Source organism: Helicobacter zhangjianzhongii (genome assembly GCF_030249855.1).
GTDB classification, from domain to species: Bacteria; Campylobacterota; Campylobacteria; order Campylobacterales; family Helicobacteraceae; genus Helicobacter_B; species Helicobacter_B zhangjianzhongii.
The window spans coordinates 37,987-63,089 of sequence record NZ_JANURN010000009.1 but is presented as its reverse complement, the minus strand read 5'-3'; the positions used below and the strand labels follow the sequence as shown (position 1 = coordinate 63,089).

Annotated in this window: 22 protein-coding genes; 13 read left to right on the top strand and 9 right to left on the bottom strand. The window is 46.5% G+C overall.

Annotated features, from left to right (window positions below; translation table 11 throughout):
• Positions 1-18 precede the first annotated feature (18 nt).
• Both NYG90_RS09060 and NYG90_RS09055 read right to left on the bottom strand, forming a co-directional pair.
• Complete coding sequence (locus NYG90_RS09060) at positions 19-675, bottom strand: metallophosphoesterase (RefSeq protein WP_285257400.1); 657 nt, start codon at positions 673-675, stop codon at positions 19-21.
• Positions 653-2,344, bottom strand: coding sequence for an ABC transporter ATP-binding protein (locus NYG90_RS09055; protein ID WP_285264961.1), 1,692 nt, complete (start codon positions 2,342-2,344; stop codon positions 653-655). The genes NYG90_RS09060 and NYG90_RS09055 overlap by 23 nt, the downstream gene beginning before the upstream one ends.
• 111 nt (positions 2,345-2,455) lie before the next feature.
• Here NYG90_RS09055 and NYG90_RS09050 point away from each other — a divergent pair, with 111 nt between their 5' ends.
• Positions 2,456-2,788: a hypothetical protein gene (locus tag NYG90_RS09050; protein WP_285257402.1), complete on the top strand. Its 333-nt coding sequence runs from the start codon at positions 2,456-2,458 to the stop codon at positions 2,786-2,788.
• 27 nt (positions 2,789-2,815) lie between these two features.
• Here NYG90_RS09050 and trpA read toward each other — a convergent pair whose 3' ends face one another.
• From trpA to NYG90_RS09035, 3 genes are all read right to left on the bottom strand, one after another.
• On the bottom strand, positions 2,816-3,592 hold the full coding sequence (gene trpA, locus NYG90_RS09045) for a tryptophan synthase subunit alpha (RefSeq protein ID WP_285257403.1): 777 nt from the start codon (positions 3,590-3,592) through the stop codon (positions 2,816-2,818).
• On the bottom strand, positions 3,585-4,766 hold the full coding sequence (trpB, locus tag NYG90_RS09040) for a tryptophan synthase subunit beta (RefSeq protein ID WP_115012428.1): 1,182 nt from the start codon (positions 4,764-4,766) through the stop codon (positions 3,585-3,587). The genes trpA and trpB overlap by 8 nt, the downstream gene beginning before the upstream one ends.
• 159 nt (positions 4,767-4,925) lie before the next feature.
• Complete coding sequence (locus tag NYG90_RS09035) at positions 4,926-7,019, bottom strand: TonB-dependent receptor plug domain-containing protein (protein ID WP_285257404.1); 2,094 nt, start codon at positions 7,017-7,019, stop codon at positions 4,926-4,928.
• Between the two features lie 172 nt (positions 7,020-7,191).
• On the opposite strand from NYG90_RS09035, the gene NYG90_RS09030 reads away from it, so the two are divergent.
• Positions 7,192-7,566 carry a Fur family transcriptional regulator gene (locus NYG90_RS09030; protein WP_115012438.1) on the top strand — a complete coding sequence of 125 codons (375 nt, stop codon included), beginning with the start codon at positions 7,192-7,194 and terminating at the stop codon, positions 7,564-7,566.
• Here NYG90_RS09030 and NYG90_RS09025 read toward each other — a convergent pair.
• Both NYG90_RS09025 and fumC read right to left on the bottom strand, forming a co-directional pair.
• Positions 7,553-8,221: a hypothetical protein gene (locus tag NYG90_RS09025; protein ID WP_285264960.1), complete on the bottom strand. Its 669-nt coding sequence runs from the start codon at positions 8,219-8,221 to the stop codon at positions 7,553-7,555. The two genes, NYG90_RS09030 and NYG90_RS09025, sit on opposite strands and share 14 nt — an antisense overlap.
• 17 nt (positions 8,222-8,238) lie before the next feature.
• Complete coding sequence (fumC, locus tag NYG90_RS09020; RefSeq protein WP_285264959.1) at positions 8,239-9,630, bottom strand: class II fumarate hydratase; 1,392 nt, start codon at positions 9,628-9,630, stop codon at positions 8,239-8,241.
• Between the two features lie 212 nt (positions 9,631-9,842).
• On the opposite strand from fumC, the gene NYG90_RS09015 reads away from it, so the two are divergent.
• From NYG90_RS09015 to NYG90_RS08975, 9 genes are all read left to right on the top strand, one after another.
• Positions 9,843-11,243 (top strand): MATE family efflux transporter, encoded by a 1,401-nt coding sequence (locus NYG90_RS09015; protein WP_285264958.1) that lies wholly within the window; start codon positions 9,843-9,845, stop codon positions 11,241-11,243.
• A complete protein-coding gene (locus NYG90_RS09010) occupies positions 11,236-12,264 on the top strand; it encodes an HAD family hydrolase (protein ID WP_285264957.1) in 1,029 nt (342 codons plus the stop codon). Before NYG90_RS09015 ends, NYG90_RS09010 begins: the two co-directional genes overlap by 8 nt.
• A 292-nt stretch (positions 12,265-12,556) precedes the next feature.
• The gene (locus NYG90_RS09005; RefSeq protein ID WP_285257409.1) at positions 12,557-13,117 is read left to right on the top strand and encodes a pyruvate flavodoxin oxidoreductase subunit gamma; all 561 of its coding nucleotides are present in this window, start codon (positions 12,557-12,559) and stop codon (positions 13,115-13,117) included.
• A 15-nt stretch (positions 13,118-13,132) separates the two neighbouring features.
• Positions 13,133-13,531 carry a 4Fe-4S dicluster-binding protein gene (locus NYG90_RS09000; RefSeq protein ID WP_115012421.1) on the top strand — a complete coding sequence of 133 codons (399 nt, stop codon included), beginning with the start codon at positions 13,133-13,135 and terminating at the stop codon, positions 13,529-13,531.
• A gap of 3 nt (positions 13,532-13,534) precedes the next feature.
• Positions 13,535-14,758, top strand: a complete 1,224-nt coding sequence (locus tag NYG90_RS08995; RefSeq protein ID WP_285257410.1) for a 2-oxoacid:ferredoxin oxidoreductase subunit alpha — start codon at positions 13,535-13,537, stop codon at positions 14,756-14,758.
• Positions 14,759-14,786: 28 nt separating this feature from the next.
• Complete coding sequence (locus tag NYG90_RS08990; RefSeq protein ID WP_023930047.1) at positions 14,787-15,743, top strand: thiamine pyrophosphate-dependent enzyme; 957 nt, start codon at positions 14,787-14,789, stop codon at positions 15,741-15,743.
• Positions 15,744-15,795: 52 nt separating this feature from the next.
• A complete protein-coding gene (locus NYG90_RS08985; RefSeq protein ID WP_434062739.1) occupies positions 15,796-16,623 on the top strand; it encodes a cysteine ABC transporter substrate-binding protein in 828 nt (275 codons plus the stop codon).
• Between the two features lie 92 nt (positions 16,624-16,715).
• Positions 16,716-18,071: a UDP-glucose dehydrogenase family protein gene (locus NYG90_RS08980; RefSeq protein ID WP_285257412.1), complete on the top strand. Its 1,356-nt coding sequence runs from the start codon at positions 16,716-16,718 to the stop codon at positions 18,069-18,071.
• A 170-nt stretch (positions 18,072-18,241) separates the two neighbouring features.
• The gene (locus NYG90_RS08975) at positions 18,242-20,038 is read left to right on the top strand and encodes a hydrogenase small subunit (RefSeq protein ID WP_285264956.1); all 1,797 of its coding nucleotides are present in this window, start codon (positions 18,242-18,244) and stop codon (positions 20,036-20,038) included.
• Here NYG90_RS08975 and rnhB read toward each other — a convergent pair.
• Together rnhB and NYG90_RS08965 are read right to left on the bottom strand one after the other, a co-directional pair.
• Positions 20,013-20,591, bottom strand: a complete 579-nt coding sequence (gene rnhB / locus NYG90_RS08970) for a ribonuclease HII (RefSeq protein ID WP_285257414.1) — start codon at positions 20,589-20,591, stop codon at positions 20,013-20,015. The genes NYG90_RS08975 and rnhB overlap by 26 nt on opposite strands.
• Before the next feature lie 9 nt (positions 20,592-20,600).
• Positions 20,601-22,616, bottom strand: coding sequence for a CCA tRNA nucleotidyltransferase (locus tag NYG90_RS08965; RefSeq protein WP_285257415.1), 2,016 nt, complete (start codon positions 22,614-22,616; stop codon positions 20,601-20,603).
• A gap of 94 nt (positions 22,617-22,710) precedes the next feature.
• On the opposite strand from NYG90_RS08965, the gene NYG90_RS08960 reads away from it, so the two are divergent.
• Entirely contained in the window at positions 22,711-22,926 is a 216-nt protein-coding gene (locus NYG90_RS08960) for a DNA-directed RNA polymerase subunit omega (RefSeq protein ID WP_285257416.1), read from the top strand.
• 31 nt (positions 22,927-22,957) lie between these two features.
• Positions 22,958-25,099 carry a RelA/SpoT family protein gene (locus NYG90_RS08955; protein WP_285257417.1) on the top strand — a complete coding sequence of 714 codons (2,142 nt, stop codon included), beginning with the start codon at positions 22,958-22,960 and terminating at the stop codon, positions 25,097-25,099.
• The last annotated feature ends 4 nt before the right edge of the window (positions 25,100-25,103 follow it).

Below are 25,103 nucleotides of genomic sequence, written 5' to 3'. Positions count from 1 at the left end.
ACAATCGCCCACAATCCCCTAGCGCACAATCTCTCTAAGGCGCACAGGCGTGAAGTCTAGCTCCTCGCAGCAGGCATTGATACAGAAGCGATTATAGGTCTTTTTGGTGTGCGTGTGTCCGTGGATATTGAGACTGCAATCGCAGATTTTATACGCTTCATCAAGCACATCACGCGCTAGGTAGAATCGATCATCTCTCTTGCGGTTAAACACAGGAAAATGGCTAAACATCACGCGCTCTTTGCCAAGGTCTAGCACAATGGCATTGGCATAAGGGTCTTTAAGCTGGGACTTGCCAAATTTTGCCCTAAGGCGGGCTTTTATACGCTTGGCTTCAGGGATTTGGAGCTTTAGCTTATGGCAGACTTGCCACTCTTGCATTTTTTCTACTCGCTCAAACTTGCCTATGTCATTATTCCCCACAATAAGGATCTTCTCTCCGTGTAGGCGCGGCAAGTATTTATAGCCCATATCAAAGTATAAATCTCCTAAATGCAGGATTTTATCATCTGCGCTAAGGGCATTATTCCAGCGATAGATCTGCAGCTCATCAAAGCGCGTAAAGCCGCTTTGCTTTAGGGCTAGCTTGCGGATAGGCTCCTTTTTCATCACGGCTTTATGCCCAAAGTGTGTATCAGAGATGACAAAAGTGTCAAGCGTTATGTCGTATTTCATCGCGGGCTAAAAATCCTTGTGGGGTGGTGATGTCAGTGATTATGCCATTATCTAGGCAATACACGCGCGAGGCTAGGGAGATGGTGCTTGGGCGATGCGCGATTAGGATAATGATCTTATCTTTTTTGATAGTATCGATGCTCTCTCGCACGGCTTCTTCTGTGTGTATATCTAGCGCGCTTGTCGCTTCATCAAAGATGATCACATCGCAATCGCGGTAAATCGCTCTTGCGATAGCGATCCTCTGCCGCTGCCCACCGCTAAGATTCGCGCCAAACTCATCAAGCATTGTATAAATCCCATTTTCACAAGCTTCCACAAACTCCCACGCCTGCGCCTTTTTCAGGCTCTCTATCACGCGCGCTTCATCGATTGCTTGCCCATAGGCGACATTTGCCGCGATAGTATCGTGGAATATAAAAATGCGCTGCGTTACGATCGTGATATGATCGCGCAGGCTTTTTTGCGTGAAGTGCTTGATATTGGTGCCATTGATTGTGATTTCTCCACTGCTTGGATCATACAAGCGCAAGATCATATTCACAAGAGAGCTTTTGCCACTGCCGCTTCTGCCTACAAGTGCTACGATCTCATTGCGCTTTACTGCTAGACTCACGCCATTTAGCGCAGCGACCTCATCATAGTGTAAATGCACATTATTGATAGAAAGCTCTTGCAATGGGGCTTGTAAGATTGTATTGCCATCAATGATACTTGGGCGCAGATCTAGGATCTGCCCGATCCGCTCACCCCCTACAAGCGCGTCTTGAAAGCTTGTGATGATCCCTATCACGCGTTTAATGGGCGTATAGAGCATAAAAAGTGCCGTGGTAAAGGAGCCAAACTCCCCGGTAGTCATATTGCCAGCGATGACCTCGCTTCCTCCCACAAAGATCACCACCCCAATGGCGATCGCCCCCAAAGTCTCCATAATAGGACCATTAAGCCCGCCTATAAGCGTGGCTTTAATGCCAAGCTTGAAAAAGTGGTGATTCTCTCTTTTGTAATGCTCTAGCTCGATTTGCTCGCCGTTGTTTGCCTTGATGATTTCGGTATTGTTAAACACTTCGCTAATCTTAGCGGTGATGTCGCTGTTTTTCTCCTGTGTTTTGCGTGAAATGCGCTTTAAATGGCGGATAATGATTAGGATCGGCAGCACCGCAAGGGGCAGCACCACAAGCGAGTAGAACGCAAGGCGTGGATTTTGGTAGATCACCACACAAAGCAGCCCGATAATCGTAAGACTCTCGCGCATAAAATCAGCAAAATAATTTGACACCGCCGCTCGCACAAGCCCTATATCATTGGTAATGCGTGCGATGAGCTCGCCTTTGCGCATTTTGTTGAAAAACTCTAAATCAAGCCGTAGCATATGGGCTAGGACATCTTCGCGGATTTTGCGCACAATATCTAGCCCAATATAATTGACAAAGAAATTTTGCGCATACGCGCCCACACTTTTGCCAAAATATGTCGCCACAAATAACGCTGGCAAAAGCAGCAGCATAGCCGCATCTTTTTCGGTAAAAATCTTATCTAAAACAGGCTTTACAAGATAGGTGGCAGACGCCGTGCAGCCAGCATTAAGCGCACTAGCACAAATGGCACAGAAGAAGAAAAAATAATAATCTTTAATGTAAGGATAAAAACGCGCATAAAAACTTTTCATTTCTCAAGCCTTGCGTAGGTGGTGATACTCTTAAGATCCATTGTGGCGGAAATTGTAGCATTTTTTGGTGATTCTAGTGCTAGGGACTTAAGCTTGGGCTAGGAAGTCATTGTGTGCGAGCTAGCGCGAGGATTGGGCTTACTAAAGAAACAATCGCACAACGCCGAGCGGTATCCCTTGCTTTCTAAAGAAGCTGCGGCTTCGCCTTGCTTTGCCACGATTCCGCTATCGCAGAATCTCGCAAGTGAGAGAAAAACGGCATTAAGCCTAGAATCCACTTTTGAAGGGTGTTTAATTTCACAAAGCCTGTTTTATTTCAACACGATTCTAAGGATTGCGGTGGGGACCGTGGTAGCTTTGCAGCTTATGGTAAAGGTTAGCGAACTTAGCGTTCGTGCCTTTGCCATAAGCCGCAACACTGCCGCATTGCTCACTCAAGACTGAATCGCCTACCCCCTAGAATCCCTTTTGTTAGCCCGCAGAATCTAGCGCAGCTCGTATCTCCCTTGCATACGCACCAAGCTTTTGTAATCGCACTTCTTCGCTCTCATTAAGCGCGCAGATACTCACTACCGCACTGCCGATGATCACGCCATCAGCATAGCGTGCTATTTCCCTAACTTGATCTGGCGTAGAGATCCCAAAGCCCACTGCCACGGGGGTAGAGCTTGCTTGCTTAATGCGTGCGATGATGGATTCATTGCTTGGGATATTCTCACGCACCCCTGTAACGCCTAGCGAAGAGACGCAGTAGATGAAGCCTTGCGCATTTGTAGCTAGCATTGCTATGCGGTCATTGCTTGTGGGGGCGATTAGTGGGATTAGATCTATTCCTTGAGCAAATCGCGCGAACTCCTCCCTCTCTTCATAGGGCACATCTGGGAGTATCACGCCATCTACCCCAAGCTCCCTAGCCTTAGCAAAAAACTCCTTACTTCCATAAGAAAACACAATATTGGCATAGGTCATAAGCACAAGCGGCACACTGCTTTTGGTGCGCACTTTTGCCACAAGTCTAAAGACATCTTCCACGCTTGTGCCAGACTCTAGCGCGCGTGCGGTGGCTTTTTGTATCACGCCACCTTCTGCCACCGGATCTGAAAATGGTATGCCTAGCTCAATAATATCTGCGCCATTTTCTGCAAGTGTATAAATGGCTTTCTCGCTAAATGCTAAATTAGGATCGCCACAAGTGATAAATGGGATAAATGCCTTTGCTTTGCTAAAGGCTTGTGCAATGCTACTCATAAATCTCCTCCCCTTTGTATCGTGCCATAGCCGCGCAGTCTTTATCACCTCTGCCAGAGAGTGTGAGTAAGATGAGTGAGTCTTTTGGCAAATCTTTAGCGACTTTGCGCACATAGGCTATGGCGTGTGAGCTTTCAATGGCGGGGATAATGCCCTCCATTTTTGATAGATATTCAAATGCTTCTACGGCTTCATCATCAGTGATTGCGACAAATTCTGCGCGTTTTATATCGTGTAAATATGCGTGCTCTGGTCCCACACCCGGATAATCAAGCCCCGCAGATATGCTATACACAGGCGCGATTTGCCCGCACTCATCTTGGCAGAAGTAGCTCTTCATCCCGTGGAAAATCCCCACCTTGCCTGTGGTGATAGTAGCGGCAGTCTCTTTGGTGCTAACGCCCTTGCCCGCTGCCTCACAGCCAATGAGCCGCACGCTAGAATCTGGGATAAAGTGATGAAAGCTCCCTATGGCGTTGCTCCCACCACCCACGCACGCTACCACCATATCTGGCAGTCTCCCTTCTGCTTGCAAGATCTGCGCTCTAGATTCTAGTGATATGACACTTTGCAAGTCGCGCACAATCATAGGGAAAGGGTGCGGTCCTACGGCTGACCCTAGCAAGTAATGCGTATCTTCTACGCGCATACTCCACTCGCGCAAGGCTTGGGATACTGCATCTTTTAGCGTGGCAGTCCCGCTAGAGACGATATGCACCTTTGCCCCAAGTAGGCGCATTCTATATACATTTAATGCCTGTCTTTTGGCATCTTCTTCACCCATAAAGATTTCGCAAGAAAGCCCCAAAAGAGCCGCACCCGTGGCACTTGCTACGCCGTGCTGCCCTGCGCCTGTCTCGGCGATTATGCGGGTTTTGCCCATTTTTTTAGCAAGCAATGCCTGCCCTAGGACATTGTTGATTTTATGAGAGCCGGTGTGGTTGAGATCTTCGCGTTTTAGGTAGATTCTCACCCCTAGATCTTGACTCATCTTAGCGGCATAGTAGAGACGCGATGGTCGCCCTGCGTAGTTGTCTAATAGCTCTTGTAACTCTTTTTGGAAGCTAGAATCCACTTTATAGCGCATATACGCCTGCTCTAGCTCAATAATGGCATTCATAAAAATCTCTGGGACAAACTGCCCTCCATGCTGCCCAAAATACCCACTTCTCACTTGCAATCCTTTATACCTAGATTCTAGCTTTGTGTTGCTTTAGAGCCTAGAGTGTAGCGTGATTTTACAAAGAGATTACTAAAAGTGGATTCTACTAGAATCCACTTTTAGTGGATTGATAAACTCTATTGATGATTCTATGCAATAGAGTTGGGGGGATTAAAACTGATAGCTTACCTCAAATCGCGCATCAATCCCTGGGCTTGGCATAGCGCGGCGGATACTATCTGGCTTTAGGGGATCCATCGCTTCATTTTTAAAGGGGCTTGTTTGGGCGATGTAGAAGGTATTAAAGATATTATTCACACTTAGGCGCAAGGCAAGTCTTTTTGCTCCAAAGGGCTCCCAATTTATGTAGAGATTATGCACGCTATATCCGGCTTTGTCGATGAAGCCGGTTTCATCATTGTAAATATCATAGCCTTTGTATTTCACGCGCTGGGTAAATTGACTAAGCCACGCAAAGCGCAAGTGATAGCGCGCAATCTCATACTGCAAAGATAGCGTATAAATGATCCCAGATACCGCGCCTAGCTCATAGGTATCTTGCAGTAAATAGCCTTTATAGGTGGGGAAATTTTGCGCGATAGAAGCATAGGAGCTAAAGCCCTTGTAGTCTGCGCCAATCCCGCCCTCATAGCCAAAGACTTCAATAGCAGAATCCATATTTTGCCGCAAGCCGCCGTGGCTATGAGGCTCGCCGGGCGTGTGGATATGGTCATTATGATCGTGGTCGTGTGCGTAGCTATTGATAAAATTGCCAAGCCGTGAGTAATACCCCGCCAAGCGCGCACAAAAAATACTCCCACTATAATCTGCATTGAGCTCGACATTTTGGATAGATTCTGGGCGTAGGTTTTTGTGGATTAGCACATCGCTATCACCTAGCAGAGTCGCATCGCCAGGCATAGCTCCTCTTGTGAGATAGGCATAGCCCGCACGGAAAGATAGAGAGCTTATGGGGATATAGGTGATACTAGCCGCAGGCGAGAAGCCTTGAGTTAGGTGGGTTTGGTTGTTTTTGTCAAAGTAGTTAAACACATCATAGCGGCTTTGTGCAGCTAGCACGAAATGCTCGCTAGGAGTATAGGTGGATTTGACAAAGCCTCCATAGATATGCCCACTCTCTTTGGCACGATTTACGGGGTCTTTTGGCGCGGCGGTATCAGCGACAAACACGCCTTGATAATTAAGCCCATACTCTATATCAAACACACTAAATTGATTGCTTAGGGACAGATTGTAGCCGACATTGTTAAAGGCGATGTTTTTGGAGCTGACTTCTTCGTGGTCATTTGTGTGGTTATTGTCTGCTTCTTGTGTGAGTGGTTTTAGGTAGATGGAGCGTTGATTGAAGTAGAGATTGGTGCGCACTTGTGTGGAGCTAGGATTGCTCGGGTCGGCTTTGTGGGTGTAGCCTAGAGTGGCGGTGTGGTTGTAGTTGGTATGGGCAAAGAGAGTTACATTTCTTTCTGCTAAATTGGTGGCAAAAGGTGCAGTGGAAGTTTCATTCAGCCCATTGTAAGAGAGGCTTATACTATCTTGCTCGCTTAATTGCTGATTGAGCTTAAAAAGTAGGCTTTTGTTGTTATTAGCAGAGCCTGCTACCCATTCGCCATTGCCGCCATTGCCCCTACCCGCGTGGAATCCTAGGATATTGCTCCAATTTACCCATAGAAGCGCATCGGTATTTTTCAGTGCGAAAAATCCTGCTAAATTCGCGCGGTAGCCTTGATTGCTATATCCGCCAAGCCCCACTAACGCGCCAAATTTCTGCCCTTCTCGTAAGAAATCGCGCGCATCTTTGGTGCGGATATTCATCGATCCTGCTAGTGCGCCTACTCCCATATAGGCATCTGGCACACCTTTTTGGACGGTGATGTCTTTGATCATCATAGGATCTATGGTGATATTGCCTTGGTGGTGGAAGAGATTGCCATATTGGCTGGCATTATCGAGATTGACACTATAAAGCCGATCTTCAAGTCCGCGGATATAGACCTTTTGCGCGGTGGTGGTAGCCCCACCCACACTCACACTAGAATCTAGCGCAAACACATCGCGCAGGCTTGTAGCTTGGCGGGATTGCAGACTTTGGGCATTTATGGTGGTGGTGTTGGCGTGCTCGTGCTCTCTGGCGGATTCTCTTTGTGCTTGTGCGTAGATAGGGTCAAGCATTTTATGCTCGATCGTGCTTTGGGCGTGGAGTATGTGGGCTAGAGAGCTAGCTATAAGGATATAAGAGAGTCTCATAAAAAATCCTTTCATCATAAATTTTGAAAATGCAAGGTATTTTACTTAAAACAACTTAGTTGCATATTAAAAATATAGTTGTTTATATACGAAGTATTTGCAAGTAAGCATAGTATTATCTTGTTTGCTACTTATAGGCTATAATGCCCTATTTTATTTGTGGAGCGAGTTTATGGACGCTGTGCAGCTACTGCGAGATCATCATATCCATATCACAGATTTGCGGCTAGAAATGCTTGAGATACTTATCCAAGCAAAGCATCCTTTGAGCTTTGAGGGCTTTGCGATCCAAGCTAACAAAACGACTTTTTATCGCAATATGGAGCTTTTTGAGCAAAGTGGCATTGTGAGTAAAAGCGAGATGCAAGGCAAGTTTTTCTACGAGCTAGCCGAGATGGCAAAGGCGCACTTTGTCTGCGATGTGTGCAAGGAGATCAAAGACTTTGATTTACCCCCGATTAAAGGCAAGGTCAAAAGTGTCGTAGTAAAAGGCGTGTGCGAAGAGTGCGATACTTTAGATTCTAGCCTAGACTCTAAAGGATTGTAAAAACTAGCTGGATACTTTGTGTGATGTTCTCAAAATATGGACTGCTAGGATAGAAGCTCACGCGATAAAGCAGCTCGGCATTAAGCGGGAACCACTTAAAAAGCGCGAGTCCGCTCTCTACATATCCGCCTACACTCTGCCCATAAGGATTGCCTTGCACGCTTAAGCCCCCACCTAGCACAAAAGAAAATGGCGTGGGGTAGCCATCTGGCTTATCCTCGCAGTCTTTATGTGTCTGTATCGCGCCACTTGCGCGGTGGTAGGGATTGGGAAATGGGTGGAGATAAAGGGCTGCGCCGATGTAGTGGGTATTTGCCCCAAGCTGTGGGGAGTGGCTAAAGAGATAGCGCACCCTCCAGCCATAATCAAGCTCTCTATCATCTTCTGGATTCATATACATTACCCCAGCACTCGCACCTACAAGCGGCGTGGTGGCTGCTTTGCGCACTTGGCTTGGCGCACTAGAATCTAGCGCGTTGAAATCCGCGCCCACACCTGCGTGCAAAGAGGCAATTTGCATAAGTGTCCCACCCCAGAATTTCAGCTGCTCGGATTGGGATTGACAAAGTGGGATAGCAAAAAGTGTGGGTGAGATACAGGCTAGGAGTAGGGCGAGCCTAGCTCCTAGAGAGTAGAGAGAGCTAAAAAGTCGCATAAATAGCAGAAATACGCTTATGCTTTGGGCTTAATCATATTTTCTGGGACGACATATTTATCAAAATCCTCTGCGCTTAGAAGCCCTAGCTCTAGGGCAGACTCTTTTAGGGAGATATTTTTCTTATGCGCATTTTTGGCAACTTTGGCGGCGTTTTCATAGCCGATGTGTGGATTTAGCGCGGTAACTAGCATTAGAGAGTTGTGCAAATTATGCGCGATTTTTTCTCTATTTGGCTCGATACCTACTGCGCAGTGGATATTAAATGAGTGCATTGCATCGGCTAGCAAATCAAGGCTTTGCAAGAAGTTATAAATAATCACTGGCTTAAAGACATTTAGCTCAAAATTTCCTTGAGATGCCGCAAAGCCAATTGCTGCGTCATTACCCATAACTTGCACTGCTACCATTGTGAGAGCTTCGCATTGTGTGGGATTGACTTTGCCGGGCATTATGGAGCTTCCGGGCTCATTTTCTGGGATTAGCAGCTCGCCTAGCCCGCACCTAGGACCGCTTGCTAGCCAGCGCACATCATTGGCGATTTTCATAAGATTTGCTGCTAATGCCTTTAGCGCGCCGTGTGCGAAAGTAATAGCATCGTGGCTTGTTAGAGCGTGGAATTTATTGGGGCTTGAGACAAACTTCACGCCTGTGAAGCTACTAAGCTCGGCACTTACCTTTTCACTAAGCTCTGGGTGGGCGTTTAGCCCTGTGCCTACTGCTGTCCCGCCGATAGCAAGCTCTCGCAATGTGGGGAGAGAGGCGATGATCTGCTCTTTGGAGTGATCTAGCATTGAGAGATAGCCGCTAAACTCCTGCCCAAGTGTGAGAGGCGTGGCATCTTGGAGATGTGTGCGACCGATTTTGACGATAGAGTCAAAGTCTTTGACCTTTTTGGCAAAAGTGCTTCTAAGCTCTTCTAAGGCTGGGAGCAGTTTCTTTTCTAGCTGGATCACAGAGACGATACTCATTGCCGTGGGGAAAGTGTCATTAGAGCTTTGGCTCATATTGACATCATCATTTGGGTGGATTTTTTTCTCCTTGCGGAAGTCTGCGCCTAGGATCTCACTCGCACGATTAGCGATGACTTCATTCATATTCATATTGCTTTGCGTGCCAGAGCCTGTCTGCCAAATAGCAAGCGGGAAGTTATCATCAAACTTGCCTGCAATGATTTCATCACAGGCTTGCACGATGGCATTTTTCTTCTCATCATTTAGCTTGCCTAGGTTGTTATTCACCACCGCAAGCGATCGCTTAAGCTTGGCAAAGCTATAAATCAGCTCTTTTGGCATTTTTTCTGTGCCGATTTTGAAGTTTTCAAAGCTGCGCTCTGTTTGTGCGCCCCAATATTTGTCGTTAGGGACTTTGACCTCGCCCATAGTGTCGTGCTCAATGCGAAATTCCATAACAAACTCCTTATGTTTAAGATGTAGGGGTAGTGTAGGGGATTTTGCGTAAGAATTTACTTAAATGACTAGAATCCACTTTTGCGCGGTGTGTGTGGATCGCCACGCTTTGCGGAGCAAAGCTCGCAATGACGATAAATCCTAGAATCCACTTTTAACCCTATGTATCTTATCTGCTATAATTGCCTTATTTTACGCATTTGGGGTGGATAATGACTGCTGCTGCAAAGCTGGATTTGAAAAACGACTCTATCATCAAGCTATTTTTCTACTATTTTATCCCTGCACTTTGTGCGATGCTAGCCCTCTCTACTTACTCCACGATTGATGGGATCTTTGTGGGGCAAAAGATTGGCACTGATGGCTTGGCGGCTATCGGGGCGTGCTGGGCGGTGTTCCCTGCGTGTATTGCCTATGAGCTGCTCTTTGGCTTTGGGGGGGCGGCGATTGTGTCGTATTTTTTAGGAAGTGATCGTGCTGCTAGGGCTAGGCTGGTGTTTAGCTCGATTTTTTATTTTGTGGCAATTAGCTCGCTTGCCATTGGGGTGCTGGGGTTTGTCTTTGTCGATGAGATTTTGGGCTTCCTTACGCGTGGCAAGGATATTTCTAGCGAGATTTATGCGCTGGCTAGGATCTATCTGCAAATCACTTTTCTTGGTATGCCCTTTTTGATCTTGCACCCACTAAGCGATATTTTTGTCGTCAATGATAAACGCCCTGTGCTTGGTATGCTTGCGATGATTTTAGGATCAGCAAGCAATATCGCGCTGAATTATGTGTTTTTGTTCGTGCTTGATATGGGGATTGAGGGCAGTGCGCTTGCGACTATTTTGGCACACGCGATAGGATTTAGCGTGCTGGTGAGTCATTTTGTGCGCAAAAGGGGGGCATTATTTTTTATCCCTAGATTTTCGTTTGCTGCGATTATTTCTTCGGCGAAAAGTGGCTTGCCAGAGAGTATATCCGAGCTTTCTGCGGCTATTATGATGGTGCTCTATAATGGCGCGCTTGTAAGCATAGCTGGAGATGTGGGGCTTGCGGTATATAGTGTGGTGCTGTATTGTGGGATCGTGTTTTTTACCATTTTGCTCTCTGTATCACAAGCTTTGCAGCCTATCGCTAGCTTTAATTATGGGGCTGGGAATTTTACTAGGCTGCGTTACGCGCTGTTTTTCTCTCTTTTTGTGGTGGTGGTTATAGGGCTTTTGCTGTATGGGGTGTTTTTTGTCTTTGCGCCGTATTTTGTGGGGTTTTTTGTGGATTCTAGCGATGAGGTGGCGGCTTTAAGCGTGAGGGCTATGGATATTTACTATATCGGCTATGTGCTGCTAGGGGTCAATATGGCGTGCGCGATTTTCTTGCAGTCTATCCAGCGCACGATTAGCTCTATCATCATCACCATTTGCTATACATTTTTGTTTATCGCGCTGCTTTTGCCGCCTTTTAGTAAGAGCTATGGGCTAGATGGGGCGTTTGCTAGCTATCCTGTGGCACAGGGCTGTGCGCTACTTGTAGCCGTGCTTGTTATGGGCTATGAGCTAGGCTATGGTATTTTATCTGGGAATGCCCCAAGTGGCAGGACATTGTGGAAAAGGAGAAAGCATCGTGTTTAAGTGGAAAAGATCGCATAAGACACAAGGCGGTGATGAAAAGGCAGCTACACTAGAATCCACTTTTGAAAAAGTGGATTCTAGTGGGGAGTATGGGGCAAGCGAGCATATCGAGCTAAAAGAAGAGCCCGTATATCCACGCACGCAAGGCACAATCGAGCTAAAAGAGGAGAAAAAAGCCCCGCTAGAATCCACAAGCACAAATCGCCCTCAAGGAGTTTTTGAGCAAGAAGTTTCTAGAGAGATCATTGAGCAAAAAGTCGCTGAAAAAGAAGTCTTTGAGCTAAAGCCAGAGCCTAGCCCTCAAGTGATAATGCCCACCACAAGCCCTGCTGCAAAGCTGGATTCTGGTGATCACGAGAAATATGTCTTGTTGTTTGATTTAGATGGGACTTTGTTTGATTCTATTGATGGGATTTATCATAGCTTTACGCACGCTTGTGGTGCGGCATTTTCCCCCACAATAGATGAGGTGCGATCTTTGATAGGGCTGCCGCTTGTGGAGATGTTTATCAAAGTAGGGTTTGAGCCTAAAGAAGCGCAAGATAGGGCGATAGCATACAAAAATCATTATAGGAAAATCTACCTACAAGAAACGAAGCTGTTACCAAATGTAATAGAATCTCTCATTATGGCAAAGAGTTTTGCGCATCTTGGGGTGGTTACGACAAAGACTGCGTTGTATTCTAAGCATATTTTGCAGCATTTTGATATTTTGCGATTTTTTCAAGTGGTGATTGGCAGCGAAGATGTGCAGCACCCAAAGCCTAGCGCAGAGCCGATTTTAAAAGCTCTTTGCTCTTTGCCCATTGCACCAAAGGAGCAGGTGTTTATGATTGGCGATACGATTTATGATCTAGAGGCGGCTAAAAATGCGCAGATCAATGGCGTATGGGTGCGTAGTGGCTATGGTATGGGGCTAGAATCTAGGGCTATGATGAGCTGTGATGGTGTGTATGAGGCTGTGTGTGCTATCCGCACGCAGGCTATGCAGTATGCGGATAATTGGCATACGCTAGAGTGATGGGGAGCAATAGGGTTTTTGCGTATGTGGAAAAGTGTAGCATAATTGCTTCATAAGTTATTGTGGTGGCGGATTGCAGGGCTTTGCAAGAAGAGAAGAGATAATGCTTGTAACAAGGAAGTATCGTTACTATTCTATACATTTTTGCCTAGCATTTTGTTATTTATCGATCTAGATTCTTAAATTTATAGTTGTTTTAATAATTAAGGTAGTAATATTTAGGGTGTTTTTGCAGTCTCTAGCACCTAAGTGTGTAAAAGATTGAAACATTATCTTGAGTCAAGGAGAATCTATGCTAGAAATACGATGGCATTCACGAGCGGGTCAAGGCGCGGTAACAGGTGCTAAAGGACTTGCTGATGTGATCGCAACAACGGGGAAAGAAGTGCAGGCATTCGCGCTTTATGGCTCGGCTAAACGCGGCGCGGCGATGAGTGCGTATGATAGGATTGATGATGAGCCTATTTTGAACCACGAGAAGTTTATGGAGCCAGATTATGTGCTAGTGATTGATCCGGGGATCGTGTTTATCACTGATATTTGTGCCAATGACAAGCCCGATACCAAATACATCATCACCACGCATTTATCAAAAGAGGAGCTAATCGCCAAAAAGCCTGACCTACAAGGCAAGACGCTTTATACACTTGATTGTATTCAAATCGCGCTTGATACTATCGGCAAGCCGATCCCCAATGCCCCTATGCTTGGTGCGTTTGTAAAAATATCTGGGATCTTAGAGCTTGAGTATTTTAAAAAGGCTTTTACCAAAGTGCTTGGCAAGAAGCTTCCACAAGCAGTGATCGATGCAAATATGGAAGCTATACAGCGCGCGTATGATAGTGTGCAATAACCATAAGGAGTGAATATGAAAGACTGGACAGAATTAGAGATTGGCTCCGTATTGTTCCCCTTTGAAAAAGACGGGGTAGAGACTTTGCGCCAGCATAATAATGAGCGAAGCTATACTAAAGAAAGCTCCTATGGCACGAGTGTGGCGCATTGGCGGATCGATAAGCCTGTGCATAATAGCGAGATTTGTATCAATTGCTTTAACTGCTGGATGTATTGCCCTGATGCGGCGATTTTGGTGCGTGATGAGAAGCTAAAAGGTGTGGATTATATGCACTGCAAGGGCTGCGGTGTGTGCGTAGATGTCTGCCCGACCAATCCCAAATCCCTGCTAATGTTTAACAACCACGAATCCAATGAAGTAGCCCTTAGCAAGTGGCCCGCCAAAGAAGAAAAGAAAAAAAGAGAGGAGTAAGCTATGCCAAAAGTTATGGAACTCGATCAAGTAGTTGTTTGGGATGGCAATATGGCGGCGTGCCAAGCGATGCGCCAAGCCCAAATTGATGTGGTAGCCGCCTATCCTATCACGCCTTCAACGCCCATTGTGCAAAACTATGGGACATTTGTGAGCAATGGCTATATCGATGGCGAGTTTTTGCTCGTAGAATCCGAACACGCGGCGATGAGTGCTTGTGTAGGTGCGGCAGCGGCTGGTGGGCGAGTCGCTACTGCGACAAGCTCGCAAGGATTTGCGCTTATGGTGGAAGTGCTTTACCAAGCTTCTGGTATGCGCTTGCCAATTGTGCTAAATCTTGTCAATCGCGCACTTGCCTCACCACTTAATATCCACGGCGATCATTCAGATATGTATCTAGGGCGCGATGCGGGCTGGATCAATCTCTGTGCTATGAATCCCCAAGATGCCTATGATCTCAATCTCCTAGCCTTTAAAATCGCTGAAGATATGCGCGTGCGCATTCCTGTGATTGTCAATCAAGATGGCTTTCTCTGCTCCCACACAGCCCAAAATGTCCGCCCATTAAGCGATGATCAAGCATACAGCTTTATTGGCGAGTATAAGGAGAAAAACTCTCTTTTTAATTTTGAGCACCCAGCCACCTATGGTGCGCAAGCAGAAGAAGAGTGGCATTATGAGCATAAAGCACAGCTGCATAATGCGCTTATGCATTCGCAAGCTGTCATAGAAGAAGCATTTAGCGCGTTTAAAGCACTTACAAATAGAGAGCATAAGATCGTAGAAACCTATGATATGGAGGATGCAGAAGTGGCTATTTTCGCGCTTGGCACCACAGCAGAATCCGCTCGCGTAGCAGCAAAAACAGCGCGCAAAAATGGCATTAAAGCAGGGGTTGTGAGTGTCAAAGTATTCCGCCCATTCCCTTACGCGCTTGTAGGAGAGGCACTAAAACGCACTAAAGCTGTTGGTATTATGGATAAGAGCTTGCCTGCTGGTGCTATGGGAGCGTTGTTTAATGAAGTTGGAGCGGCGTTGTATCAAGTGCCAGATTCTGCGCGTCCTGTGCTTAGCAACTATATCTATGGTTTGGGCGAGCGCGACATTACACAAGTGGATTTGGTGGAGATTTTCAAAGAGCTTGATAGTAATGCAAAAGCTGGCAAGCTCACGCACGCTACACAGCAGTTCATCGGCTTGCGCGGTCCTAAGCTTAGTTTCTACTAGAATCTAGAAATCTATATAAGGAGACATTATGGTAAGAGAAGTAAAAAACTTAAAGCAATTTTCTAAAGCGGCAGAGAAGTTTGAAGGTTCGCATATTTTATGTCCGGGTTGTGCGCACGGGATCATCATTAGAGAGGTGCTAAATGCCGTAGAAGGTCCCATTGTCATAGGCAATTCTACGGGCTGTCTTGAGGTCTCTACGGCGGTATATCCGCACACTTCTTGGGATGTGCCTTGGATACATATTGGCTTTGAAAATGGCTCGACTGCGGCAGCTGGAGCAGAGACGATGTATCGCGCATTGGCAAAAAAGGGGCGATACAAAGGCGAGAAGCCGAAGTTTGTCGCCTTTGGCGGTGATGGCAGCACTTATGATATTGGATTCCAGTTTATTAGCGGCTGCTTTGAGAGGGGGCACGATATGACTTATATCTGCCTTGATAATGAAGTCTATGCCAACACCGGCGGGCAGCGATCAAGCTCCACGCCCATTGGCTCTAGCACTTCGACCACGCCTGCTGGGAGTGCAAGCTATGGCAAAAAGGAGCGCAAGAAGGATATGCTTTTTGTGATGGCAGCACACGGCAGCCCCTATGTCGCCCAAGTAGCCCCAAACAAATGGAAAGATATGAACAAAAAAATCAAGCAAGCAATCGACACAGAAGGGCCGACTTTCATCAATGCGATGAGTGCTTGCACGACAGAGTGGCGGTTTGAGTCTAATAAGACAATTGATGTCTCCGATCTTGCGGTGGATTCTCTAGCGTTCCCACTTTTTGAGATCATCAATGGTAAAGAGGTGCATATCACCTATCGCCCTAAAAACATTATCCCTGTGAGAGATTATCTAGGCGCACAAGGGCGATTTAAGCATCTCTTCAAGCCAGAAAATGCCCATATCATCGAAAAATTCCAAAAAGAAGTCGATGAGCGATGGGAGCATTTGCAAAGAATGGAAGAAGCAAATAAAATTGTTGTAGGATAACGCTTCACCTAGATTTAGATTCTAGGTGAAAAATTGTAAGAAAGGATTTATGATGAATGCTATAACTCGAGTAATGTATGGACTAGGATTTGTGTGGGCTATGGCTTTGCTAGGTGGCTGTGGCGAGGGTCAATCAAGTGCAAATGCCCTAGAATCTATCAAGCAAAAAGGCAGTGTTACTATTGGTGTCTTTGGCGATAAGCCGCCCTTTGGCTATGTTGATGAAAAGGGGCAAAACGCTGGCTTTGATGTGTATATCGCCAAGCAAATTGCCAAAGATCTGCTTGGCAGTGAGGATAAAGTGCGCTTCGTGCTTGTAGAAGCGGCAAATCGCATTGAGTTTTTAAAGTCTAATAAAGTGGATATTATGATGGCGAATTTCACGCAAACGCAAGAGAGAGCGCAGCAAGTGGATTTCGCACGCCCATATATGAAAGTAGCACTAGGAGTGGTGAGCAAAGATGGCGTGATCACTGATGTATCCCAGCTCAAAGACAAAACGCTTATTGTCAATAAGGGCACAACAGCAGATTTTTACTTCAGCAAAAACCACCCAGAAATCAAGCTGCTAAAGTTTGAGCAAAATACCGAGACTTTCGCGGCATTGCAAGATGGCAGAGGTGATGCCTTGGCACACGATAATACTTTGCTTTTTGCGTGGGCGAAGGAGAATCCAAGCTTTGCCGTTGGGATTAAAGAGCTTGGGGAGACTGATGTCATAGCTCCAGCGGTCAAAAAGGGCAATACCGAGCTGCTAGAGTGGCTTAATGAAGAAATGGCGCAATTACAAAAAGATAAATTCCTGCTCCAAGCCTATCAAGAGACACTTGCGCCAATCTATGGAGATCTTATAGAAGCGCGTGATGTAACATTTGAGTAAGATAGCTTAAACGCCTGCTTTGAAGCGGGTGTTTATCCAGTATAATGCGCACTTATTTTTTGGATTTTAAGAACTTTGAGTAGGGCTGGTGTATGAGAGTTAGTATTGTTGGTAGTGGGTATGTGGGCTTAGTGGCTGGGGCGTGCTTCGCGCAGATGGGCAATGATGTGATCTGCCTTGATATTGATAAAGACAAGATTGCAAAGCTACAAAAAGGCGTTGTGCCAATTTATGAGCCGGGCTTGGGTGAGATGATTGTAGAAAATCAAGCCAAAGGCACTTTAATCTTCACAGATTCTAAGCAAGAGGCTTTTGCACAAGCAGAGGTGATATTTATCGCTGTTGGCACGCCTATGGGTGATGATGGGAGTGCGGATTTACGCTTCGTGCGTTTGGTGGCGCAAGATATTGGCGAGCATATCAATGACTATGCGGTGATCGTGGATAAATCCACCGTGCCTGTGGGGACTGCTAGAGAGGTGAAAAAGATCATTGCCAAAGCCCTAGAATCTAGAGGAAAAGCCATAGCCTTTGATGTCGTGAGCAATCCAGAGTTTTTAAAAGAGGGTGTGGCGATCAAGGATTTTATGAGTCCGGATCGTGTGGTGATAGGGAGTGATTCACCTAGGGCATTAGAGATTATGCGCTCTTTATACGCGCCATTTTTGGTCAAATCTGATCGGCTTATCGCTATGGGGATAGAATCTGCTGAGATGACAAAATACGCAGCAAATGCAATGCTTGCGACAAAGATTAGCTTCATCAATGAGATGAGTCAAATCTGTGAGCGCGTGGGGGCAAATATCAATGATGTGCGCCAAGGCATAGGTAGCGACTCACGCATAGGTTATAGCTTCATTTATCCGGGCTGTGGCTATGGCGGGAGCTGCTTCCCAAAAGATGTTAGGGCTTTGGAGAAAACTGCCCTAGATAGTGGCTACATGCCTAAAATCCTTCAAGCAATCGATCAAGTAAATCACGCGCAAAAACGCTTGCTTGCGCAAAAGATTTGCGCAAGATTTGGGCAAGATCTAGCAGGCAAGATTGTCGCTGTGTGGGGGCTTGCCTTTAAGCCAGAGACAGATGATATGCGAGAGGCAAGCGCGATTGTGCTGATACAAGAGCTAGTGAGCAAAGGAGCTAGGATCCAGGCTTATGACCCCAAAGCCACCGAGCAAGCACGCTTCTATCTGCAAGAACATCTGGATTCTATCACTTTTGCTACAAGTAAATATGACGCGCTAAAAAATGCCGATATGCTCGTGCTTGTTACAGAGTGGCGCGAGTTTAGAAGCCCGGATTTTGATGAGATGAAAAAGCTCTTACGCACGCCTGTGATCTTTGATGGGCGCAATATCTATCACACACTCAATCTACACGCCAAGGGCTTTGAATACCACCAAATTGGCGTAAGAGATGTAAGCGGTGCCAGCGTAGCACAAGACTAGATTCTAGCTAGATGCTATGGGTTGTGCGCTATCGCGGATCTTGATAGGTTGTAGTAGCACACGAGAATCTAGATTTATAGATTGCCACAGATTGCTTGGGTGTGATAGTGGGCTGAAGTAGGCAAGCTAGAGCAGGGAGATTGCAGATAGATTGAGAGCAAGGAGAGAGTATGGAAGCCACAAGCACGCAAAATATAACGACCATCAAGCCACTATTAAGCCTTGAAGACAAGCTTCTAGCACGCCTAGAATCACTGCGCCAAAGCAAGGTAAAAAGTGCCACTCTAAGCGATGAGACTTCGCGTGCGTGGATTGCTAAAAATCTCGCACTCATTGGCGTGCCTAGCAAGCTGCTTGATTGCTGTGTGGAGATTTTGGAGTATATGGGCGATATGCGGCTTGTGTGGTTGCATTTGCAAGAGTGCACCGGGTGTAGTGAGAGCTTGCTGCGCACAGAAGAGCCCGGGTTTGATACGCTTATCTTTGATATATTTAAGCTGCATTATCACGACTTGATTCTAGCTGCAAGCGGGCATAACTCGCAAAAAGTCCTAGAATCCATTTCGCAGACGCCTTATATCTTGCTTGTAGAAGGTAGTGTGAGTATGGGCGCACAAGAGCAATATATCACCCTTGCTGGCAAAAGTGGCTATGAAGAAGCCGCACATCTAATCGCCCACGCCCAAGCAGTCCTTGCGGTGGGGACTTGCTCAAGCTATGGCGGGATACAGAGTGCCCACCCTAATCCTACTAATAGCTTTGCTCTTTATGAGGTGTTCCCGCAAGAGATTATGCATATACCCGGCTGTCCCCCAAGTGATAAAAACATCATCGGCAATTTGCTCTATGTATATTTGCTAGGTGAGCTGCCGCCGCTTGATGAGCTAAAGCGACCATTATGGGCGTATGCTAAAAGTGTGCATGATCTATGCGAGCGCAGGGGGGCGTTTCTTGCTGGGGATTTTGTGCAGAGCTTTGATGATCCGTCTATGGCACAGGGCTATTGCTTGTATAAAGTAGGCTGCAAGGGTCCCTACTCGTTTAATAACTGCCCAAAGGTGAAGTTCAACGCCAAGACAAGCTGGCCCGTGCAGGCAGGACACGGCTGCATAGGCTGCAGTGAGCCAAACTTCTGGGATAATTTTGGGCTAATTGAAAAGCCCATAAGCAATGAGAGCATTAAGGGCTTTGTGCCAAAATTTCCGCCACGCTTAGAGCCTCGTATCACAGAAGTAGCCTATTGTGATGAGAGTGCGCTACTTGAAGAAGTGCGGATAAATGGTGGCGTGCTGCTTGATTTGGATTCTAGTGTGGTGTCTTATGCTGTGCAAAAAGTGGATTCTAGTGTAAGCCTAGAATCCACAGAGTCGCTAGAGCCTGTGCTAATGCGCTATGAGCTAGCCGCTATGGAGGCAAACCCAGCCCTAATGCTCTCCACCCTAGAATCTAAAGGCAAGCAAGGATCGCGCTTAGCGCAAAACTACAAAACCTATCTAGAATCTAGCTTGGCGCGTGTGCGCACTCTACCTACTACAAGCCATAGCACTAATGATATGCTCGCGTGGCTTGGGGGGTGTTATGGGCTATTAGAGGGGCTAGAGTCTTTAGAAGATCTAGCGCAAGCTGGGGCAGAGCTTTTGGCTAAGGCAGAGCAGTTTGCCTACCCGCACATAAGTCCGCTTGGATTTAAATGCAAAGAATCTAGCGAGATGATCACACTAGATTCTAGCAAGGCTTTAAACAATATGCTTGCCTATCGCATAGGCGGGCTAGATAGCTATGGCGTGTGCTTTAGCATAGCAAGCGATCTAGGCAGTGCGTTTGCGGATTTGCTGCTAAAGTGGCAGATACAAGGGAGCATATATGTGCGCGGGAAAATGACTACTTCTAAGCCCTTTATGCGCGCATTAGCAAAGCCACTGCACACAAAGCATACGATCATCATCGCACAAATCCAAGACGCGTAAGGAAGCTGGCGCGGTGGATCGGGCTTAGTCCATAGTGGCGCAGTGCTTCATAATGCGCCTTTGTCCCATAGCCGCAGTGCTTTGCCAGCCCATATTGTGGGAATCGCTTATCTAGCTCTAGGCTTTCTCTATCTTTGGCGCATTTAGCCATAATCGATGCGCAAGAAATAGCTGCTACAAGCATATCACCTTGGACTAGCGTCTCTAGTCGCACGCCATTAGGGGGCTTGGCGTTAAAGCTTGTGCTGCCATCAAAAATGAAGCGATCACACAGCGGGGCAAAATGCTCCATAATCTCTTGTAGCGCATCTCTTAGCAGCGCGCTTAAGCCTTGTGTATCAATTTGCGCGGCGGATTTTTGCACAATATGCGTGGCAAAATTATCGCGCAAAGTGGATTCTAGGGCAAAGCGTTTGGAGCGCGAGAGCTTTTTGCTATCTTTTATGCCAAGAGCAAAGAGATCTTCATTGTCATCACACACAAAGCCCGCGACAAACAGCGACCCAGCCACACAGCCTCTCCCTGCTTCATCAATCCCACAAATTAGTGCCATAAGACTCCTTTATGCTTGGATTAGCTCTTTTGCACGGGCAAAAAGCGCGTGTTTGGTGTTTGGCAGATGAGAGCAGATCACTTCATCTAGCAGTGTGTCTAAAAGCCTGCCGATCTCTCTGCCGTGTAGCGCGATACCTAAGCACGCTGCGATTGTGACTAAGTCCTTGCCATTTATCGCAAGGGAGGTGCGATTGTAGCAGAGATTTTGTGCTTGGATTGTTGCAATATGCGTGTATAGGGGCGCGGCATAGGGCTTGCCGTGCAGTGTGGCTAGAAATGTAGCAATGAGCGCAAGAGACTCTAGCCCGAGTGTTTTAGCTAGGATTCTAGTGGATTCTAGGCTTTGGGAGCTAGGGAGATTGGCGTGGGATAGGAGTAGCTCGGTGAGCTTAATAATGCGTGATTTATAGCGCAGGGCTTTTAGGCAGCTTGTGGCTTGCTCTAGGCTAGAATCTAGCGCGTAAAACCACAGGCTTAAACGCAGAGCAAGACCAGAATCCACTTTTTCACTAGCGGCTATTTTTCTGTCATTGCGAGCCGCTGCGGCAGCAGCAGCGTGGCAATCCACTTTTTCCCTAGAATCCACTTTTTTACTTTGAGACTGCTTTTGATTTGCGGTGGGGCTTTCAAAAGTGGATTCTAGGTTTTGTGTCTTTGTTTGTATGGATTGCCACGAAAATCCTTGCGGATTTTCTCGCAATGACGATAAAAGGGCATTGCCCCTAGAATCCACTTTTTGAATGTCGGTAGTTTTTTCACACTTGGCTTGAATTTCTTCTTCAAAGATTCTAGGAGTTCTAAAGAAACCTGCTTCGGCTTCGCCTTGCACCGCTGTCGCTTGTTTTGCGGTGGGGCTGTGGTAGCTTTGCTGAAAAGTGGATTCTAGGCTCTGCGCTTGTTTTGTAAAGCCGCTGTGGGATTCTAGGTTTTCTAAAGAAACCTGCGAGCTCACGCTCGCACCGCTTCGCTTGTTTTGCGATGAGAAAGCAGGGTTGTGCAGTGGCGAGCAAGGAGATAAGACTTGAGCGTCTATCGACGCAGCGAGCCACAAACTCCCTGCTTTATCGCGCAAAGCCGAATCCCTGCTGCTGTTTAAAGCTTCTAGCGTGGCAAGAGCGGCGATCATCCGCTCACTTGGGCGTAAATCCAGCGCGACTAAAGGCTTAGAAAACTCCACAAACACTTCTGCCCACACCGCGCCATAGCCGATAAGGGCTTTGGCGATGTGCGGGGCATATAAGATCTTGCTCCACTCTTCTTGCTTCCGCTCCGCGCTTATGGCGGCAAGCTTTTTGGCATTAGCAAGCAAGGCGGCGCGTGTGTTAGATTCTAGGGCAAAATCTAGCGTGGCTTGGAAGCGCAACGCCCGCAATATCCGCAGCGCATCTTCACTAAAGCGTGCATTCGCATCGCCTACTGCCCTTAATGTGTGCGTGGCAAGATCATCTAGCCCATTTGTATAATCACAAATCCCATCGCGGATATAGGGCAAATAGCGATGATAGAGCGCGTAAGCACTAGAATCCACTTTTTGCTCATTGGAGCTGTGCTTGTGGCGCAAATAGGGATTATAGGCTAGGGCATTGCAGGTAAAATCGCGGCGCATAAGATCTTGTAGCAAATTATCTGTATAGATAACGCTGTGTGGGCGGCGATTGTCGCTATAAGTGGATTCTAGGCGAAAGGTCGTGATCTCTATGGTGGGGGGATTTGGCGTGGGGCTTGTGTGGGCGGGATTGGTGTGTGCGGGCAGTGCAGGGGGCTTTGTGGTGCTATGGGGCAGGAGTGTGATCGTCCCAAATCGCTCGCCTAGTGTGATGATCGTGTGCGTTTTAGCAAAGATTGCTTGCATTTGCTTGGGCGTGGCATTGGTGGCGATGTCCCAATCTTTAGGCGTGAGACCTAGCAGGCTATCGCGCACGCAGCCGCCTATGACAAAGGCTTGGAAGCTATGTGTGTGCAGAGTATCGATGATGGCTAGGACATTTGCAGGGATTGCGATAGGGGGTGTAGCGGTGCGCATAGAAGCCTTTATAATTTATAATAGCAATGTAGAGTTTAAGGAGATTTATTATACAATGAAAGTTTTATAAACTTTAAAGTAGCAAGGATAAAGTATGAGGACAGAACAAATCGCAGCAAAAGCCCTAGAGCAAGTCAATAATGATCGCTATGTGCTTGCAAATATGATCTTTAAGCGTGTAAAGCAGCTTAATAATGGCGCACCAAATCTCGTTGGAGCAAATATCAAGCTTGAAAAGCTAGCAGATGTCGCTATGCGTGAAATCGCTGAAGGGAAGCTTGTTTTAGAGCGGATTGATAATTTAGACTAGTGATAGCGCGATGGGTGTGTAGGAGTGGCATTTGGAAATTTTCACACAAGTCCAAGAGCTAAAGACTTTTTCCCAAGCAAAGGCACTGCTCTCTAGTCTGTGTGAGATCACACAGGGTATTCAAAGCGCGATTGTCTGTGCGCAAAAGAGCCACGAAGGGCAGTTTCGCCAAACAGGCGAGCCTTATATTGTGCATCCGCTGTGTGTGGCGTGCTTGGTGGCATTCTATGGTGGCGATGAGGCGATGGTGTGTGCCGCGCTTTTGCACGATGTGGTAGAAGATACGGATATTGATCTTGATAGCGTGAGAGTGGATTTTGGTGAGTCTGTCGCCCAGCTTGTCGATGGACTTACCAAAATCGATGAAATCCAAGCCGAAGAGCTTGATGATAAGATCGCAAATCAACGCCTAGCCGTAGCGGCACTTACTTTTAGAAAAATGCTTATTGCCGCAGTCAATGACCCACGCGTGCTTGTGATAAAAATCTGTGATCGCTTGCATAATATGCTAACACTTGGGGCATTGAGCGCGGAAAAGCAGCAGCGCAAGGCAAAGGAAACGCTTGTCGTCTATGCGCCAATCGCCCACCGCTTGGGGATCTCTAGTATTAAAAATGAGCTAGAAGATAAAAGCTTTTTATATATCTTTCCCCAAGAGTATGCCAAAATCCAAGATTTTTTGAAAAACAACAATCAGCCCTTGTTTTTGCAGCTCAATGAGTTTGAAAACAAAATCCAGCAGCTACTTTTGCAGCACGGCTTTGACCAAGGGCAGTTTGTGCTAGAGAGCAGGATCAAGCGACCATATTCTATCTATCTAAAAATGCAGCGCAAGGGCGTTGGGATCGATGAGATTCTGGACTTGCTAGCAGTTAGGATTCTAGTAAAAACAACCATTGATTGCTATAAGATTCTAGGGCTGGTGCATTTGGCGTTTAAGCCTATCATCTCGCGCTTTAAAGACTATATCGCCCTGCCTAAAGAAAATGCCTACCAAACGATCCATACGACTATCTTTGATAAATCGCGTGTCTTTGAGGTGCAAATCCGCACCTTTGATATGCATAAAAACGCAGAATTTGGTGTAGCAGCGCACTGGAAATATAAAAGCGATGGCGTGATCGCCCCAAGCCTTGAGTGGCTACAAAATCTCCAATACCAAAACAACGATATTGAAGAGTTTTACGAGCTTGCCAAAAATGACTTATATCGAGAAGATATTGTTGTCTTCTCCCCTAGCGGCGATACCTTTAGCCTCCCGGCTGGAGCGGTGGTGCTGGATTTTGCCTATCTAATCCATAGTGAGCTTGGCGATCAGGCTAAGAGTGCGTATATCAACAATCAGCAAGTATCACTGCTACAAACGCTAAAATCTGGTGATATTGTCAAAATCGTTAGCGATCCTAGTGAAATGCCCAAATACACTTGGATCGATATGGTCAAAACCTCTAAAGCCAAAAACCACCTAAAAACCCAAGCGCAAAACCGCCTAAAAGAGATAGAGAAAAAGGCTGGGGTGAATATTTTAGCCACGATTTTTAGCAAAGATCCTGCTGTGTTTGCACGCTATTTGTCTATGCGCAATTTGGATTCTAATCTTGCAAGATGTGTGTATGATGAAGAGTATTTGCAGGAGCAATACACTGCGATCACGCAGAGCTTTGGGAATTGGTTTGCAAAAATGCGCTTCAATGTCCTAGCTCCAAAGCGTATCCAGCTAGAAAACTTTATCTTTGTGAGCAATCGCACGATCAATGGCGTGGCGTTTGACTACTGCTGTCGCCCAAAATATGGCGATGCGATGATGGCAGTGCTTAGTAATCAAAAGGCTATTATCCACCACAAGCTTTGTGATAAGCTAGGGCAGGCAATCAGCAATGGTGAGCCGATGGTCTTTGCTAAATGGGTGCAGGTGAGTAAAAAAGCATATAAAGTCATCGTGTCTTTGGAGGATAGGGCAGGGGCGTTGGTAGCGTTTTTATCAGTGCTGGCAAAAGAGCATTGCAATGTGATAGGGATCAGTTATTGTGGCTATGATAGGCAGGCTCCATCGCTTTATTGTGAGATTGTCTTTGATGTGGCAGATAAGAGCCATAAACGCATAAAAGAGCTATTATCAAGCAAGTTTGCTATTATAGATTTTGCGAATTTTAACGATGCGTATCAAAATTGAAAGG

Bases quoted from the DNA above. Each gene is read 5' to 3' on its own strand.
- NYG90_RS09060 (WP_285257400.1), bottom strand. From the start codon at position 675: ATGAAATACGACATAACGCTTGACACTTTTGTCATCTCTGATACACAC.
- NYG90_RS09055 (WP_285264961.1), bottom strand. From the start codon at position 2,344: ATGAAAAGTTTTTATGCGCGTTTTTATCCTTACATTAAAGATTATTAT.
- trpA (WP_285257403.1), bottom strand. From the start codon at position 3,592: ATGAGTAGCATTGCACAAGCCTTTAGCAAAGCAAAGGCATTTATCCCA.
- NYG90_RS09035 (WP_285257404.1), bottom strand. From the start codon at position 7,019: ATGAGACTCTCTTATATCCTTATAGCTAGCTCTCTAGCCCACATACTC.
- NYG90_RS09030 (WP_115012438.1), top strand. From the start codon at position 7,192: ATGGACGCTGTGCAGCTACTGCGAGATCATCATATCCATATCACAGAT.
- NYG90_RS09025 (WP_285264960.1), bottom strand. From the start codon at position 8,221: ATGCGACTTTTTAGCTCTCTCTACTCTCTAGGAGCTAGGCTCGCCCTA.
- fumC (WP_285264959.1), bottom strand. From the start codon at position 9,630: ATGGAATTTCGCATTGAGCACGACACTATGGGCGAGGTCAAAGTCCCT.
- NYG90_RS09015 (WP_285264958.1), top strand. From the start codon at position 9,843: ATGACTGCTGCTGCAAAGCTGGATTTGAAAAACGACTCTATCATCAAG.
- NYG90_RS09005 (WP_285257409.1), top strand. From the start codon at position 12,557: ATGCTAGAAATACGATGGCATTCACGAGCGGGTCAAGGCGCGGTAACA.
- NYG90_RS09000 (WP_115012421.1), top strand. From the start codon at position 13,133: ATGAAAGACTGGACAGAATTAGAGATTGGCTCCGTATTGTTCCCCTTT.
- NYG90_RS08995 (WP_285257410.1), top strand. From the start codon at position 13,535: ATGCCAAAAGTTATGGAACTCGATCAAGTAGTTGTTTGGGATGGCAAT.
- NYG90_RS08990 (WP_023930047.1), top strand. From the start codon at position 14,787: ATGGTAAGAGAAGTAAAAAACTTAAAGCAATTTTCTAAAGCGGCAGAG.
- NYG90_RS08985 (WP_434062739.1), top strand. From the start codon at position 15,796: ATGAATGCTATAACTCGAGTAATGTATGGACTAGGATTTGTGTGGGCT.
- NYG90_RS08980 (WP_285257412.1), top strand. From the start codon at position 16,716: ATGAGAGTTAGTATTGTTGGTAGTGGGTATGTGGGCTTAGTGGCTGGG.
- NYG90_RS08975 (WP_285264956.1), top strand. From the start codon at position 18,242: ATGGAAGCCACAAGCACGCAAAATATAACGACCATCAAGCCACTATTA.
- rnhB (WP_285257414.1), bottom strand. From the start codon at position 20,591: ATGGCACTAATTTGTGGGATTGATGAAGCAGGGAGAGGCTGTGTGGCT.
- NYG90_RS08965 (WP_285257415.1), bottom strand. From the start codon at position 22,616: ATGCGCACCGCTACACCCCCTATCGCAATCCCTGCAAATGTCCTAGCC.
- NYG90_RS08960 (WP_285257416.1), top strand. From the start codon at position 22,711: ATGAGGACAGAACAAATCGCAGCAAAAGCCCTAGAGCAAGTCAATAAT.